Here is a 17,307-nt window from a genome sequence, read left to right as displayed (position 1 = left end):
ATACGTTGAAGAAAGTTCTTATCGCGAATCGCGGGGAAATCGCGATTCGTATTATCAGATCATGTAAGAAACTCGGCATCAAGACGGTTGCAGTTTATTCTAATACCGACGCTGACAGCTTACATGTTGCACTTGCAGATGAAGCAGTTTGTATAGGCCCTGCGAGTTCAACAGAAAGTTATCTTAATATGAATAATATTATTGCCGCTGCAGAAATTACACATGCAGATGCCATCCATCCAGGATATGGATTCTTAGCGGAAAACTCTAGGTTTGCACGCCTTTGTGCTGAGCATGACATCGTCTTTATCGGACCGACGCCTGAGACTATCGACAAGATGGGTGATAAAGCAGAGGCACGTAAGACAATGATTGTTGCAGGTGTCCCAGTTATTCCAGGTTCTAAAGATGTCATTCCAACGATCGAAGAAGCCCGTGAAAAAGCGCGTGAAATCGGAGTGCCACTTGTGATTAAAGCGGTTGCCGGTGGTGGTGGTAAAGGGATGCGTATCGTGAGTCGTGAAGAAGATTTCGATAACTTATTCCATGCTGCAAAGAACGAAGCAAAGAAAGCATTCGGTGATGACCGTGTATATATCGAGAAATTCATTCGTACAGCACGTCATATCGAAGTTCAGGTCATTGGTGACGGCCATGGAGATGCTGTACATCTCTATGATCGTGACTGTTCGATTCAGCGTAACAACCAGAAGCTAATTGAAGAAGCACCTGCTGTTATCGTGCCGGACGAAGTACGCGTACGCATGACGACAGATGCTGTTAACGCTGCGAAAAATATTAGCTATCGCGGCGCAGGTACGCTTGAATTCTTATATGTAGAAGAAATACAAGAATACTACTTCCTTGAGATGAATACGCGTGTTCAAGTAGAACATACCGTAACGGAAATGGTCACTGGCGTTGATATCATTGAGGCACAGCTCAAGATTGCATTATATGATGAATTTGATCTGAAACAAGAAGACATTCAAATCATGGGCTTTAGTATGGAATGCCGTATCAATGCCGAAGATCCGAATCATGGCTTTAGACCGAGTCCAGGGAAAGTAACTGCATTACATCTTCCTGCAGGACCAGGGGTACGTATCGATACATTCTTATATCCTGACTGTATGGTATCTCCATTTTATGATTCGATGATCGGTAAATTCATTACATTCGATAAGACACGTGACCGCGCAATCAAGAAGATGCTTGCCGCACTTGATGAAACAGTTATTGCGGGATTCGAGACAAATTTAGATTACCAGTATCGTATCGTACAGCATCCAAGATATCATGAAAACTTAGTTGATATTAAATTCTTAGAGAAAAATCACTTCCTGGAGGGATAATATGTTCATTGACTTAAATGCGGATTTAGGCGAAAGTTTCGGTAACTATAAGATAGGCAATGATGAAGCGATTATTCCGTTGATTACTTCAGCAAATATTGCTTGTGGGATGCATGCAGGTGACTTTAATGTATTAAATCAGACGATAGAACGTTGTAAAGCACATGGTACAGGTATCGGTGCACATCCAGGATATCCAGACCTGCAAGGGTTCGGTCGACGTAACCTAGATATGACGTATGATGAAGTAGAAAACTTAATCACCTATCAACTCGGTGCCATCGACGCATTCTGTAAGAAACATGGTGTTACTATTAACCATGTTAAACCCCATGGTGCACTCTATAATGCGACAAGTGGTGATGAAGGACTGGCAAATGCTATCGTCAATGCCATCTACAACTTTAACCCGGAACTTAAGGTCATGGGCATCTCAGGTGGTACGCTCGTTAAAGCAGCAGAAAAGAAAGACATGACTGCAATCAATGAAGTATTCGCAGATCGTAATTATACAGATAAAGGGACATTAGTTTCACGCAAACAAGATAATGCGATGATTCATGAGCAATCTGAAGCGGTGGCACATGTATTACGTATGGTACGTGATAAACAAGTCAAAACAGTATCAGGTAAACTTATTGACCTTAAAGCAGATTCTATTTGTGTGCATGGTGACGGACCAGAAGCATTAGCCTTCGTAAAGGCAATTATCGAAGCATTACAGACCGAAGGAATCAAGATTCAAACCATATAACATAATCAAAGGGGAAATACTATGGAAAAACAAAAAATGACAGCAGCACAGAAGCGTCTGCTCTTCGGTGCAATCTTCCTGATGGCAACATCAGCAATCGGGCCGGCATTCTTAACGCAGACAACTGTATTTACTGAAAAGCATCTTGCAAGCTTTGCCTTTGCCATCTTGATCAGTATTGTCATTGACATCGGTGCGCAGCTTAACATTTGGCGCGTCTTAACTGTGACAGGGAAACGTGGCCAGGATATTGCAAACGAAGTATTTAAAGGACTCGGAAGTTTCATTGCAATCTTGATTGTGATGGGTGGACTTGCGTTCAACATCGGGAATGTCGCTGGAGCAGGTCTTGGGTTCAATGCTTTATTTGGCATTGATGTACGTCTCGGTGCAGTGATTACGGCAATCCTTGCAATTATCATCTTCTCAAGTAAGAGTGGCGCTAAAATCATGGACGTCATCACTCAAATTCTGGGTGTACTCATGTTACTGACAGTAGCATTCGTAATGATTAAGACACAACCGCCATATGGAGAAGCAGTGACAAAGATGGTGATGCCGGATAATCCAGCAGCACTTATTATGCCGATCATTACAATCGTTGGTGGAACAGTAGGAGGATATATTACATTCGCCGGTGCCCATCGCCTGATTGATGATGGCATGGTGGGACAGAAGAACTTACCATTCGTATCACGTGCAGCAAACTTAGGGATTATTACAACAGGTGTGATGCGTTTCTTCTTATTCTTAGCAGTATTAGGTGTAGTGGCAACAGGTGTATCATTAAACCCTGATAACCCACTGGCATCAGCATTCCAGCATGCATTAGGACCAATTGGACCACGTATATTCGGATTAGTATTATTAGCAGCCGCATTAACATCGGTAATTGGTGCTGCTTATACGAGTGCATCATTCTTGAAAGGATTTCATCCGGTATTCTCGAAATATAACAATATTGTAATCATTATCTTTATCGTATTCTCGACAATCGTATTTGTAACAATCGGTAAACCTGTTAAATTATTAATCTTAGCAGGCGCATTCAATGGACTAATCTTACCGATTACATTATCAGCAATCTTGATTGCATCTAAAAATAAACGTATCGTTGGTGATTACAAACATCCAACGTGGCTACTTGTCCTCGGTGTAATTGCAGTACTTGCAACAATCGGCGCTGGGTTCTTCTCAATCCAGGCATTGATTGATCTATGGAATAGCTAATACTTACACCTCACATCAGTGAGGTGTTTTTTTGTCGTACGAAATGGACGCTATACCAATCTTGTAGGGTACAAATTCAAAAAATAGACTAACCTAAGAAAATAACATAACAACTATAAACTTACAAGAATATAATTTTGTTGACTCAGACTGTTGTGGCGAAAAAAATATACATGTATAATCTCAAATCTAAGACTTATTATTTCGAAATTAAAGGAGATGACCATGGAAAAAAGAAAAAAGCAAAAAATGACAGCAGCTCAAAGAAGATTACTATTAGGCGCAATTTTCCTGATGGCAACTTCAGCGATTGGGCCTGCTTTCTTAACACAAACCACAATATTTACAGAAAAATATTTAGCAAGCTTTGCGTTTGCGATTTTAGTAAGTATCATCATTGATATTGGTGCACAGTTAAATGTATGGCGTGTACTGACGGTAACCGGAAAACGAGGACAGGTGATTGCCAATGAAGTAATGCCAGGACTCGGAACTGTAATTTCAATACTCATTGTTCTTGGTGGTCTTGCATTTAATATCGGAAATGTCGCAGGTGCAGGACTCGGGTTTAATGCCTTACTTGGCATGGATGTGAAGGTTGGCGCGATCATTACAGGGATTGTAGCAATTCTTGTATTCTCTAGTCGACATGCACAAAAAGCAATGGATATTGTGACACAAGTATTAGGGATTTCTATGATATTGATTGTTGCCTTCGTTATGTTTAAAGTGAATCCACCATATGCTGAAGCAGCAACAAAAATGGTCTTGCCTGATAATCCATTTGCACTTGTGATGCCGATCATTACAATCGTAGGTGGTACAGTCGGTGGATATATAACATTTGCAGGAGCGCATAGATTGATTCATGCTGGAATGACAGGAAAAGAGAACCTACCGTTTATCACAAAAGCAGCAAACACGGGTATTGTGACAACAGGTGTGATGCGTATGTTACTATTTCTAGCTGTGTTAGGCGTAGTATCCACAGGGGTTAAATTGAATCCGGATAATCCACCAGCATCGGTATTCTATCATGCGCTTGGTGATATTGGCCCACGCATATTTGGATTAGTGTTACTAGCGGCTGCAATGTCTTCTGTAATCGGAGCAGCGTATACAAGTGCATCATTCTTAAAAGGATTCCACCCATGGTTTCTAAAGCATAACAATATCGTCGTCATATTATTTATCGTGATATCTACAACAATATTTTCATTTGTAGGGAAACCTGTTGAGCTACTGGTACTTGCAGGTGCGTTCAATGGACTCATCTTACCGGTGTCACTGACAGCGATACTCATTGCATCAAGAAAGAAATCGATTGTTGGGGACTATGAACATCCGAAATGGATATTCTGGCTCGGTGTATTTGCAGTCATCGTAACGATATTCGCAGGACTTTTCTCAATCCAAAGCATGGCTGAATATTTTGGATAATATAGATATGAACACAAGTAGTTGATTTTGCTACTTGTGTTTTTATAATGATTAAATCACTAAAGTTGATAGAAAAAAGAATTCAATAGATTCATTTTTATCTATTGAATTCTATATATTAAATATAATTTTCTATAAACATTTTGCAAGGGAAGTTTAGATATAAAATGACTGTGCTTGTAACAAGCACAGTCATTTTGCTATCTTAATTTAAATTGTTCGATTGCGTGACCAATCTCATCTCTGACACGTTGGAATTCTGACCATGCTTTACCAGCAGGGTCATCAAATCCCCAGTGTTCTTTCTTTACATTCGGTGGCAGAACTGGACAATTATTATCCGCATCACTACATAAAGTAACGACGAGGTCTGAGTTGTTTAGAATATCCTGATCGATCAAGTCTGATGTATGATGAGAGATATCAATTCCCACCTCTTTCATTGCTTCAATGGCTTTAGGATTCACACCATGTGTTTCAATTCCTGCTGAATAAACGTTCCATGTATCTCCTAGAATGTGCTTTCCCCATCCTTCAGCCATCTGACTGCGACAGGAGTTTCCTGTACAAATAAAATAAAGTGTCTTCTTCTCCATAAAAATCCCTCAAATCTTTAAAATAATATTAATGTTAAATAAAGTCCGAACAATGTAACGAATAAAACTGGAATCGTGATGACAATCCCTGTTTTAAAATATGTTCCCCATGAAATCTTCACACCTTTTTGTGAGAGTACATGTAGCCATAACAGTGTGGCAAGTGAGCCAATCGGTGTAATCTTAGGACCTAGATCTGAACCGATAATGTTCGCATAGATCATACCTTCCTTTAATAATCCAGTTGCATCGGACTGACCAATTGCAATGGCATCAATTAACACAGTGGGCATATTGTTCATCACAGATGATAGGAATGCAGCGATAAAGCCCATACCCATGATGCTGCTGAACAAGCCATATGTAGAAATCGTAGAAAGCACATCTGCTAGCACGGTCGTGATACCGACGTTCTTAAGACCGAAGACGACGAGATACATCCCGATAGAGAAGAAGACGATGTTCCACGGTGCCCCTTTAATAACTTGTCTCGTGTCAACAGCAGGGGATTTGCTTGCTAATACAATAAAGATAATTGTAATGACTCCTGCAATCAGTGAAACAGGGATATTGATAAATTCACTGCTTAAGTAACCGATGAAGAGAATAAATAGCACGATCCATGACATCTTGAAGAGTTTCATATCTTTGATCGCACTTTCAGGTGTCCCAATATTATCCGTATTAAATGTACGTGGTATCGATTGCCTGAAATATAACCACAGAACAACGATGCTTGCAACAAGCGAGAAGAGATTCGGAATAATCATACGGCTGACATATTCAACAAATCCGATGTTAAAGTAATCCGCAGAGACGATATTCACGAGATTGCTGACGATTAAAGGCAGTGATGTCGTATCTGCGATAAAACCACTCGCAATAATAAACGGGAAGATAACCTTCTGATTGAACCCGAGACGTCTCACCATGGCCAGAACAATCGGTGTTAATATCAGTGCCGCACCATCATTAGCAAAGAATGCAGCAACAATAGCACCAAGCAGCATAATATAGACGAACATCTTGAAACCATTACCGTGTGAGGCGCGGACCATATGGATGGCTGCCCATTCAAAGAAACCAATCTCATCTAATATAAGCGAGATGATGATCACTGCGATAAACGTAAGCGTAGCATTCCACACGATTCCTGTGACCTCAAGTACGTCAGAGAAACTGACGACACCTGTAATAATTGCAATAATCGCACCGACAACTGCTGTAATACCGATGTCTAGACCTTTCGGCTGCCAGATAATAAAGACTAACGTAATAAGAAATATAGCAATTGCGACTGCTGTCATCACTGGCACGCACCTCTTTTCATCGTGTTACAAATACATGCTTCTTGCGATACACTCAGTGAAGATAAGTGATCGTTAATATCCTTCAGCTTATCGTGGTTCAGCTGATACATGCGTTTGTTACCATCTTTAAATGTCGTTACGAAACCTTGATCCACGAGTGTTTTCATATGATGGCTGAGTGTGGGTTGTGAAAACTGGAAGTGTTCGAGTAGATCACAAGCACAACGTTCACCACAAGAAAGTATATCCAATATTTCAAGACGACTCGCGTCAGACAATACTTTCAGTGTTGCTGCTAAAGCTTTATAAGTCATAATAAACCTCCTTGATTTAATACAAACATAGATTAACATCTATATAGATGAATGTCTATACAAATCTAGAAAATTGTTCGTATGACTAGGGATTAGCTGTGAACGGCGCTAATTTCAAAAACTCTTTATTAAATTTGAAATATTCTGAAAACTAAAGTAAACTAAAAGTGTAATTTTAAAAATTAAGGGGGATTTTGTATGGCGAAAAAGGTTTTTGAAATTGACTTGAAGAAGAAGATGCATGAGCAAAAACATCCGGGGCATAACAGATGGCATCCTGATATTCCGGCAGCATTCTCGGTAGAGCCTGGTGAGGTCTTCAAGATGGAATGTCTGGACTGGACAGATGGACAGATAAGCAATAACGATGATCCATCTGATATCGAAAAGGTAAACTTAAAGCGTGTCCATGTATTGAGTGGACCTGTTCATGTCAATGGGGTGGAGCCTGGCGACTTACTTGTCGTAGATATCCTGGACATTGGAACATTCAGTGCACATGAGTGGGGATTCAATGGAATATTCGCGAAAGAAAATGGGGGAAGCTTCTTAGTCGAACACTATCCGAAAGCTGCAAAGTCTATCTGGGATTTTGAAGGTATCTATGCAACGAGTCGTCACGTACCGAACGTTAAGTTCGCAGGAATTATACATCCAGGATTAATGGGTGTTGCACCAAGTCAGGAGATGCTAGATGAATGGAATCGCCGTGAAAAAGCATTAGTAGACACTAACCCGAATCGTGTACCAGCGCTTGCAGAGCTGCCAGATCCAGATTCATGTGTGCTCGGAACACTTAAAGGAGCGGACTTCGATCGCGTAGCAAAAGAAGGTGCGAGAACAGTGCCGCCTCGTGAAAACGGTGGGAACTGTGATATTAAGAACTTATCAAAAGGTTCACGCGTCTATTTCCCAGTATTCGTTGATGGGGCTAAGCTATCAGTAGGAGATCTACATTTCTCACAAGGTGATGGAGAGATTACATTCTGTGGAGGAATTGAAATTCCTGGATGGATTGAACTTAAAGTCCATGTGATTAAAGGTGGCATGGAGAAATATAAGATTAAGAAGAACCCGGCATTCCAACCAGGGCCAGTAATGCCGCATTATAATGAATATCTCGTATTCGAAGGGATCTCTGTTAATGAATTCTCTGGAGACCAGCTTTACCTTGATGCCAACACTGCATACCGTAATGCCTGCTTAAATGCGATTGAATTCTTGAAGACATGCGGCTATACAGGAGAACAAGCATATATGTTACTCGGGTCAGCACCTGTACAAGGGAATATTGGTGGCATAGTAGATATTCCAAATGCATGCTGTACGTTATCTCTACCTAAGGAAATCTTTACAAATAATATTATTCCAAAGATTGATGAATAATGCCGAAGTATACATTTGAGTGTCCAGCATGCGGACAATATGATACGTGGAAATCAATGAACAGTAACTTAAAAGAGGATGAATGTCCGGAATGCTCACGAGTGACATCGAGAGTATTCAAGAGTTTCAGAACAAACCATATGGACCCGAAGTTATATAATCGAATTAACGCAGGCATGACACCGAAAGTCGTTAAAAGAGAAAACTTACCGACGAGTAATATTAAAAGTTTGAATAAGAATAAGAATCCAATGTCTTGGACAGTATAATTGTGACACCTCACACATGTGGGGTGTTTTTTTGGTAAGGAATTAAGGTGTGAATTTGGCACGACGCTAATTTCAAGATAGAAAACAATTTCAACCGATCTTCCATTAATTCCTAGTGTTGTTCTAAGTTTTACAAATGTCCATAGACAAATCATGAATTTACACGCGATGATTTTAATTTTTAAAATTTTGACTTACTTTCATCATGATTTATTCACATTTATATACAAATAAGGCATCTCCCTTCCTATAAAATTATCATTGTAATTATTGATTAGGGGGAATACAGATGAAAAAGACAACAGTGCTACTTGCAACATCATTACTACTTGCGGCGTGTGGTAATGCAGAAACGAAACAATCGGAACAGACGAAAGAGAAGACGGCGGCTAAGACTGAGCAGATTAAAGCGGACCAGCAGACGACTAAAGTAGACGGCTATTCTTTAAAAGAGCCGAAAGAAGATACAAAATGTGCTGCGTGTGATATGAAAGTCTATCAAAAGTCTGATGCTATGGGTAAATATTCAGCACAAGCGATAGGAGAAGATGGTAAGAACTATTTCTTCGATGACCTGTTCTGTCTCTTAAACTATGAGCGTAAGTCGGACAAGAAGATGAAAGCGAAGTTTGTACGTGACCACAAGACATCAGAATGGATCAATGTCAGCGATGCGAAGTTTGTTAAAGGTGAGATTAAGACACCGATGAATGTGGGTATCGCGAGCTTTAAAGAAGATAAGGATGCACAGGCATTCGCACATGAGCATCATACTGAAGTAGAGCAGCTTGCTGCTGTTGATCAGAAAGCGATGATGCGCTTTATGGAGAAGCACAAAAAGATGAAAGATATGAATGAAAGTCACGAAAGTCATGAACATCACAGTGAATAGAACAACGAAGGGACAGATAATCTTTATTTGTCTCTTTCTTGCGATTATTCTGTGTCATATGGATGCACATGCGAACGTGCATAGCGAGAAAATTGTGACAGAACCAATTCATATTACTAAGGATCATACGACGATTAAAGATGTAACGATACGTTATTCTGGTTCTGCACCACCGATCACCATTTCGAATAGCCGCGACGTTACACTAAAAAATATTAAGATAATCGGCAATGGAAAAGCAAATGGAATTCATATTGAGAATTCATCACAAATAAAACTGGATAATATAGATATCTCTCATACAAAGGATGGCGTCTACCTTGAACATGTTGAACGCGTTAATATGCGCAATATATCTTCTAGAAATAATCGGTATGGCATCCATTTCATGTATGTAAATCATGGTGAACTAGAGCGCAGTGTCGTACGCAATAACGTTACAGGTATTATGCTGATGGTATCTGACAACATTAAGATTACACATAATAAGATTGTGGATCAGCAAGTATTGAACGCAACAGGGATGACGCTCTATAAGAGTACGGATATACACGTAAAGAACAATCAGTTCATTCAAAACAGTACGGCTCTGAGCGTACAAGAGATGACAAAGAGTCATATTACTAAAAATGATTTCGAACGTAATCTCAATAGTATCGAAATTTATCAGTCGGATATCCCGATACAGGACAATCGTTTCAGCAATAATATATCGATTGCGAATATCGATGAACAGCAGCATCAGTTCCGCAATAATATGTATGACGACCCATCCATAATGGATCTGGATGGTGATGGCATAGGAGATACACCGAAGCGTTTCAGCAACTTATTAGGAGAGGCGATGGTGAAGGATACAACATTAAATTTCTTTCAGAATGGCCCGCTTCACATTCTGCTGCAATGGATAGAAGATAAGAGTATTACGTTAGAATCCGGCTATCAGGATACAAGTCCACAAATGCTATCTCGCAATATACAACTTAACATTTGGCTCCCCATTCTATTATGCAGCTTAGCAATCATTCTATTAACATTAAGGAGGATACGATGAAATATATCATTACATTATTGATTACAGCAATTCTGCTCGCAGGTTGTGGCAAACCTGACTTAAGTCCACGTGACATCAATCAGAAGACAGATAAATGTGTCGTATGCAATATGATGATCGATCATCCGGAGCAGGCAGCGCAGATGATCTACAACAACGAAGATCATCTGATCTTTGATGATATCGGCTGTATGATGGAACATTATAATAAAGAGAATAAAGACGATATCGGTATGATGTATGTGAAAGACTACAAGAAAGATAAATGGATAGACGCAACGAAAGCATTCTATATCTACAATAAAGATATCTGGACTCCGATGAACTATGGTGTAGCAGCATTTGAAACAGAAGCGAATAGAAATACTTTTATGAAAAAGTATAAAAATAGCAAACAGCTGCAATTCAATGATCTGAAATCATTTAAGTGGGGCATTCACGCATGATCTGGATGGAACTGAAACAAAGTCTGCGTAATCCGGTGTTCTATATCACAGCAATCATCTATATCATTACATTTATACTCGCAAGCTTATTTCAAACAGGGACAGAGCACTCCAATCTATTTCAGATGAACTATGCGCTCAGTATTGAACTGCTGATCGTCCCATTATTCATTCTATCTATCGGCAGTATGACCGTAGCACATCATAATGAAACAGGATGGCTGAAGTTACTAAAGACTTATCCGATGCGTTATAGAAGCTATATATTCGGCCACTATATTACTATCGTACTGCTCTATACAATGATGCTCGCCATCAGTATCGTGATGGGTATCATTATCGGTGTACATATGGAATTCGTCTTCATATTACTATCATTCATCATGATTCTCATATTCTCAAGTATCGCAGTATGGATTGGCATCATCTCAAGAAATCGACTCAGTGCAATTGGTATTGCACTCTGTTTCTGGACGCTGTGGCTACTCATCATCCCATTTACAATCATTGCATTGAATGATCAATTGAACCGACAGATGCTCTTTCAAGCATTAGTAGCAAATATTCATCTCAATCCAGTCGACCTTATCCGCATGCTGTACTATTACTGGACAGAGCAACTCGCATTACTTGGACCAGGATTCTACAATTACAGTAACTGGCTGAAAGGCATTGGTCACTACATCCTATATATCAATATTATGTTATTTATCGGTGTACCGCTCGTATTGAGCTATATTACGATGTTAAGGGTGAGGAGAAGTAAATGATAGACATACAGCAATTACAATTCAAATATAATAAACAGAAGACATTCGGGCCAGTCACAATGCATCTTGACGCAGGGAAAGTGCACGTGATGATAGGAGAGAATGGTGCTGGAAAGAGTACACTCATCAAACTCATGCTCGGTGAACTAAAAGCGAAGGCAGGCTCATTGCAAGCACCAGAACAAATCAACTATATGCCTGATGACCTGCAGTTTCCACCATACTTGAAAATCAGCGAAATCATTAAGATGCTTCAAAGAATTAAAGGAAGCACATCAAATGATGCATTAGCACAAGTTGGACTAGATGATAATCGAGAACAATTTGTTAAATCATTATCTAAAGGCATGCGACAACGCCTCAACCTCGCACAAAGCTTAATTGGAGACGCAACATTTATTATTATGGATGAACCGACAAATGGTTTAGATCCATTATGGATATTCAAGCTGCAGGATATAATTCGTGAGCAAAAGGCACAAGGGAAGACGCTATTCATAACGACACATCAACTCAATTTTGCGCAGGCAATCGCAGATGAACTGTATGTTCTGAGAGATGGACTGATTGTCCATCAATCTGAGAATCACTTTGAGGATGTCGAATCGCTGATTAAGCTCTATCGTGGCATATGATAGGGGAGCGAAATTGACATGGCGCCAATTTCGAGGCGGAAAATGAGCGTGAATTTGGCATGGGGACAATTTCGAAGCGGAAAATGAGCGTGAAATTGGCACGGCGCCAATTTCAAGGCGGAAAATGAGCATGAATTTGGCACGGCGCCAATTTCAAGGCAGAAAACATACGCGAATTTGGCACGACGCCAATTTCAAAAATAGAGAAACCCACCACAATTAGTGATGAGTTTCTCTTATTTTAATACAACAATTCACTTTCTTTAATATCCGTGATAAACATATATCCTGGTGCATGAGTAATCATCATTTCAGGCTTAACATTCAGACACACTGACTGAGGTGTTACGCCGCATCCCCAGAATACAGGAACCTCGCCGTCGCGTATCTCTACAGCTTCCCCGAAGTCAGGGTTATTAATATCTTTGATGCCGATTGCAGCAGGATCGCCGATATGAAGCGGAGCACCATGTGCACCTTTGAAATGCGTTGTAATCTCAGACGCTCGAATCGCCTGAGCCATTGTCATCGGACGCATGCTCACTGTTGTAGGTCCGTGGAAGACACCACTTTGTTCAGTAGGAATATTCGTAATATACATCGGCACATTATGACCTTCCTCTATATGACGCACGGGAATATCAGCATCAAGCAATGCATGTTCAAATGTAAAGCTACAGCCAATAATGAAAGCTACCATATCGTCGCGATATAAATCTTTAATATCATGACGCGTCTCAACATGCACGCCATCACGGTAGACATAGTATTCACCCACATCCGTACGAATATCCGCACCAGGACCATACTTCGGAAAAGAAAATTCCCCAACCTCAGTAATATCAAGTAAAGGACAAGACTTTGGATTACGGTAACAGAACTTAAGGAAATCATAAGCATAACGTTCAGGCAATATCACAACATTCGCCTGGATGTACCCCTTAGCCATGCCAGACGTATGCTGGATGAGTTTGTTGTCGCGAATCAAAGCGCGAATTTCAGATGGTAGAGCAGATTGTAAATTCATAGTAAAATCCCCTTTGTGAATAGTTTATAATAAGTGTATAAAAACTTTTAATATCTGAAAAATTAAATAACTTATTTAAATTATATTAAAATATTAGTATCTATTCATCAAGGGGGATAAAATGAAATATTTAAATAACAGTAATCACACATATATTTATGAAAGTTTAGAAAATTATAATTTATTTTCAAAAGACGTATTACTACATAAAAATAATCTTTCTAAAGAAGATTCGGTTAAGTATTTTTTAAATAAAAATGAATTAGAAATGTATAGAGATTTAAGTGAAGAACTTAAAATTAACTATAATAATTTTTCTAAATATATAACAAAGATATCAAATACTAAGTATGATAGGTTTCCATTTCAAATTTCTTTAATCGGAGATAAGAAATTAGAAAAATATAAATATGAAATTCGAAAAAACTTTTCATTATTAGAAACAAAACTAATTACCAACGATCATAACACTTATAATTATATGATAGATCAGTTAAAGAATGAGTTACTTACATGTGACAGTTTTGATATAATTGTTAGTTTTATTAGAGGTTCAGGTCTTAATATGTTAGTTAATACGCTTAATATTTTAAGAGAATTAGGAATAAAAGGGAGAATAATAACATCAACATATATGAATGTTACACAGCCAGAAGCTTTAAGAAAATTATTAGAGTATAAAAATATCGATGTGAAAATTTATCAAAGTTCAAAAATTGATGATAGTTTCCATACGAAAGCTTATTTATTTCATAGAAAGAATAATATGAACTCAGTGATAGTAGGTTCATCTAACATTACAAAAGCTGCTTTAAAAACAGGTGAGGAATGGAATATTAGAACTTATGAGAAAGCTAGTGATTCTGTGTATATAAGCACTCAAGAAAGATATGATATTTTATGGAATTCAGATAAAGTTGTTAAGTTAAGTGATGAATTGATTTCAAAATATGAAAACTTTATTGAAGTAAACAAAGTAATATATCCAATTAGCCAGTCATTCAACATAAAGAAAACGAATAATAATATAATTCAACCAAACTCTATGCAGAAAGAAGCCATTAAAAATCTACTAATATCAATTGATAAAGGTCATAAACGTGGAATTGCTATTGCTGCTACAGGGACAGGAAAAACTTATTTATCCGCAATGGCTGCACAAAAACTTAATCCAAGAAATGTACTATTTATTGCTCATCGTAATGAGTTATTAGAAAGTGGTATGAAAACTTTTAAAAAAATATTTAATGATCAAAAAGATGATGAGTTTGCCAAATATAAAGGTGAGCAAAGAATAATCAAAAAATATACCTTCGCTTCTATAAAAACACTTGTCAAAGATATTGGAAAAATGGAACCTGAGACTTTTGACATAATAATAATTGATGAGTTTCATCATGCAACAGCTAGTAACTATATGAAAGTTATCAATCATTTTTCACCACGATTTTTATTAGGTTTAACTGCTACTCCTGAAAGAACAGATGGTGGAGATGTTTACGAACTAGCAGAATACAACGTTATTAGTGATGTTAGATTGAAACACGCCTTAGAAAGTGAATTACTAGTTCCGTTTCAATACTACGGTATAAGTGATGATACAGTCGATTTGGCAGATAGAGATGGAATTAGTGTAGAAGAAATCACGAAAAAGCTAAGTACTAATAAACGTGTAGAATTTATTATTAAGAAAATGAATCAATTTACTTTAAGCGGTCCGATGAAAGCAATAGGATTTTGTCAAAATATAGTACATGCACAATATATGAATGAGGAATTTAAAAAAAGAGGATATTATTCAACTATATTAACTGGTAATAATACTGATGAAGAACGTCAAGAAGCAATAAATGATTTACAGTCTAATAAAAATTCATTGGAAATCATTTTTACAGTTGATCTATTTAATGAAGGTGTAGATATCCCTCAAATTAATTTAATTCTATTCTTGAGACCAACTGAATCTTCAATAATATTTACGCAACAATTAGGAAGAGGCTTGAGAACATATGCAAATAAAGAATATTTAACTGTACTTGATTTTGTTACAAATGATCGAAAGAATTATCTCGTACCGATAGCATTATCTGGTGATCCTACTTTTATGGGAAGAGGTAAGTTGAAATCTATAGTTGAAAACAATTTTAATAACTTATCGAACCAAGTGCATATTGAATTAGATTATAAATCTAAAGAAGACATTTTAAAAAATATAGATAATACAACATTTTATAGTGCAGAAAATATTAAAAGGATAGTTAAATCATTTCTTGAAGAAGTAAGAATAATTCAAAGAGATAATGACTACACATTAAATATATTAGATTTTTATAATTTTGAGAATGCGCCCGATCTGTTTACTGTTTTTAGCGGAAGCTATAATAACTTGTCACAATTAAATAAATCAATAAAATCTCAATCTGTAATTGATGATAAAATAAATAATGATAGCTTTTATACATTTATATTTAATGAAGTAACGAAAATATTACCTTTAAGAAGAATTTTTGATTATATAATTTTATTAGATGTACTTATAAATAATAAATCATCTACAAAAAATATAAAATATTTATTTAAAGAAATGCTTTCAATTGAATTAGATAAATCATCTATTGAAAAGATAGAATATTCTATCGAAAGGTTAACAAAATTAAAGTATAAAAAACAACCTTTTTTACATTTAACAAATTACGAAATAACTCTAGATAAAAATTTTAAAGTTGATGATGATGTAAGGTTGATATTAAAAGATTATCTACAATATGGATTTTTTACATACAAGAAAGAATTTGAGCCTAAATTAATTAATAGAGAAATAGATTTATATTTGTATGAGCAGTATAAGAGGACAGATGTTCTAGCTTTAATTGGATATAATAAGGCAATTGATTCATTACGTGAAGGAGTTCTGCAGTATAAAGGTAACTATTATTTATTTGTTAATTTATTTAAGGATGAAGAAGCGAAAGAAAATAAGTTAAACTATCAAGATTATTTTATTAATAATTCTAAGTTTCATTGGCAATCTCAAAATCAAACAAGTCAGAGTTCTCCAACAGGACAAAATTTAATACATCATGTAAAAAATAATAAGAAAGTTCATTTGTTTGTTAGAAGAGAAAAGAAAGAAGAAGGAGTAGTAATGCCATTTTACTACGTAGGGGAATTAGAATTTGTAAGTGCGTCAGGGAATAAGCCCATTTCTATCGAATGGAACTTAAAAAAAGAAATTCCAATGAAATTACTTAATGAATTCACTGTAAATAATGAAGTACGCTATTAAGCGTTCTTCATTATTTTTTTCACTGCTTCAACATCAGCAGGCGCCCATTTAATTGTATCTAATTCACTTGGCGTTAACCATTTCATATCAACGTGTTCTTCTAATACAATCTGGTCATTTAACATTTCAGCATAGAATGTTGTTAATTCTATAGTTGCAAAGTCATATTCGTGCACAGTTGTTACAATTTTCTTACCAACAGAGATCTCACATTGCATTTCTTCCATCAATTCACGTATCAATGCCTCTTCTGATGTTTCATTCCCTTCAATTTTTCCACCTGGGAATTCCCACATTAGAGGTAGCGATGTATGTTCATTTCTTTGAGCACATAAGATTTTACCGTCTTTTACAATTACAGCGCCGACAACTTTAATATACTTTTTCATTAATATCATCCAATCCTAGTTATTTATTAATATTTTAACAAAAATAAAGTGAAATATTAACTATGGTAATTATTACGAAGGGGAGAGGGTGTTATGCAATTAATTTCAACTTTATTTATGCATATCATTGACTTTTTCGTTTTAATTTTTGAGA

Annotated in this window: 17 protein-coding genes; 12 read left to right on the top strand and 5 right to left on the bottom strand. The window is 37.1% G+C overall.

Annotated features, from left to right (window positions below; genetic code table 11):
- Positions 1 to 5 precede the first annotated feature (5 nt).
- The 4 genes from accC (at position 6) to KYI10_08335 (ending at position 4,779) form a co-directional block, all read left to right on the top strand.
- Entirely contained in the window at positions 6 to 1,355 is a 1,350-nt protein-coding gene (accC, locus tag KYI10_08350) for an acetyl-CoA carboxylase biotin carboxylase subunit (protein QYA32390.1), read from the top strand.
- A 1-nt stretch (position 1,356) separates the two neighbouring features.
- Positions 1,357 to 2,109, top strand: coding sequence for a 5-oxoprolinase subunit PxpA (locus KYI10_08345; protein ID QYA32389.1), 753 nt, complete (start codon positions 1,357 to 1,359; stop codon positions 2,107 to 2,109).
- Positions 2,110 to 2,130: 21 nt separating this feature from the next.
- Positions 2,131 to 3,339, top strand: coding sequence for an NRAMP family divalent metal transporter (locus KYI10_08340; GenBank protein QYA32388.1), 1,209 nt, complete (start codon positions 2,131 to 2,133; stop codon positions 3,337 to 3,339).
- A 225-nt stretch (positions 3,340 to 3,564) separates the two neighbouring features.
- On the top strand, positions 3,565 to 4,779 hold the full coding sequence (locus KYI10_08335; protein ID QYA32387.2) for an NRAMP family divalent metal transporter: 1,215 nt from the start codon (positions 3,565 to 3,567) through the stop codon (positions 4,777 to 4,779).
- A 200-nt stretch (positions 4,780 to 4,979) separates the two neighbouring features.
- On the opposite strand, the gene arsC is transcribed toward KYI10_08335, so the two are convergent.
- Genes arsC through KYI10_08320 form a run of 3 tightly spaced genes read right to left on the bottom strand, consistent with a single transcriptional unit; the run spans position 4,980 to position 6,999 of the window.
- Complete coding sequence (gene arsC, locus KYI10_08330) at positions 4,980 to 5,375, bottom strand: arsenate reductase (thioredoxin) (protein QYA32386.1); 396 nt, start codon at positions 5,373 to 5,375, stop codon at positions 4,980 to 4,982.
- 17 nt (positions 5,376 to 5,392) lie between these two features.
- Entirely contained in the window at positions 5,393 to 6,682 is a 1,290-nt protein-coding gene (gene arsB / locus KYI10_08325; GenBank protein ID QYA33943.1) for an arsenite efflux transporter membrane subunit ArsB, read from the bottom strand.
- On the bottom strand, positions 6,682 to 6,999 hold the full coding sequence (locus KYI10_08320) for a metalloregulator ArsR/SmtB family transcription factor (GenBank protein ID QYA32385.1): 318 nt from the start codon (positions 6,997 to 6,999) through the stop codon (positions 6,682 to 6,684). Before KYI10_08320 ends, arsB begins: the two co-directional genes overlap by 1 nt.
- Positions 7,000 to 7,197: 198 nt before the next feature.
- Between KYI10_08320 and fmdA the strand changes: the two genes are divergently transcribed.
- The 7 genes from fmdA (at position 7,198) to KYI10_08285 (ending at position 12,451) form a co-directional block, all read left to right on the top strand.
- Positions 7,198 to 8,385, top strand: coding sequence for a formamidase (fmdA, locus tag KYI10_08315; protein ID QYA32384.1), 1,188 nt, complete (start codon positions 7,198 to 7,200; stop codon positions 8,383 to 8,385).
- Entirely contained in the window at positions 8,385 to 8,654 is a 270-nt protein-coding gene (locus KYI10_08310; GenBank protein ID QYA32383.1) for a zinc ribbon domain-containing protein, read from the top strand. The genes fmdA and KYI10_08310 overlap by 1 nt, the downstream gene beginning before the upstream one ends.
- 289 nt (positions 8,655 to 8,943) lie before the next feature.
- A complete protein-coding gene (locus KYI10_08305) occupies positions 8,944 to 9,546 on the top strand; it encodes a nitrous oxide reductase accessory protein NosL (protein QYA32382.1) in 603 nt (200 codons plus the stop codon).
- Positions 9,509 to 10,600 carry a NosD domain-containing protein gene (locus KYI10_08300; GenBank protein ID QYA32381.1) on the top strand — a complete coding sequence of 364 codons (1,092 nt, stop codon included), beginning with the start codon at positions 9,509 to 9,511 and terminating at the stop codon, positions 10,598 to 10,600. Before KYI10_08305 ends, KYI10_08300 begins: the two co-directional genes overlap by 38 nt.
- Positions 10,597 to 11,046, top strand: a complete 450-nt coding sequence (locus KYI10_08295; GenBank protein ID QYA32380.1) for a nitrous oxide reductase accessory protein NosL — start codon at positions 10,597 to 10,599, stop codon at positions 11,044 to 11,046. The genes KYI10_08300 and KYI10_08295 overlap by 4 nt, the downstream gene beginning before the upstream one ends.
- On the top strand, positions 11,043 to 11,816 hold the full coding sequence (locus tag KYI10_08290; GenBank protein QYA32379.2) for an ABC transporter permease: 774 nt from the start codon (positions 11,043 to 11,045) through the stop codon (positions 11,814 to 11,816). The genes KYI10_08295 and KYI10_08290 overlap by 4 nt, the downstream gene beginning before the upstream one ends.
- Positions 11,813 to 12,451 (top strand): ABC transporter ATP-binding protein, encoded by a 639-nt coding sequence (locus tag KYI10_08285; GenBank protein QYA32378.1) that lies wholly within the window; start codon positions 11,813 to 11,815, stop codon positions 12,449 to 12,451. Before KYI10_08290 ends, KYI10_08285 begins: the two co-directional genes overlap by 4 nt.
- Positions 12,452 to 12,692: 241 nt before the next feature.
- On the opposite strand, the gene KYI10_08280 is transcribed toward KYI10_08285, so the two are convergent.
- Positions 12,693 to 13,478, bottom strand: coding sequence for a putative hydro-lyase (locus KYI10_08280; GenBank protein QYA32377.1), 786 nt, complete (start codon positions 13,476 to 13,478; stop codon positions 12,693 to 12,695).
- Positions 13,479 to 13,599: 121 nt separating this feature from the next.
- Between KYI10_08280 and KYI10_08275 the strand changes: the two genes are divergently transcribed.
- Entirely contained in the window at positions 13,600 to 16,764 is a 3,165-nt protein-coding gene (locus tag KYI10_08275) for a DUF3427 domain-containing protein (GenBank protein ID QYA32376.1), read from the top strand.
- Here KYI10_08275 and KYI10_08270 read toward each other — a convergent pair.
- Entirely contained in the window at positions 16,761 to 17,153 is a 393-nt protein-coding gene (locus KYI10_08270) for a (deoxy)nucleoside triphosphate pyrophosphohydrolase (protein QYA32375.1), read from the bottom strand. The two genes, KYI10_08275 and KYI10_08270, sit on opposite strands and share 4 nt — an antisense overlap.
- Positions 17,154 to 17,307: the final 154 nt, after the last annotated feature.

It is taken from the genome of Macrococcus sp. 19Msa1099, from assembly GCA_019357535.2.
Lineage (GTDB): Bacteria > Bacillota > Bacilli > Staphylococcales > Staphylococcaceae > Macrococcoides > Macrococcoides psychrotolerans.
Note: the sequence above shows the minus strand (reverse complement) of the source record. Positions and strands in the feature narration are given on the sequence as shown.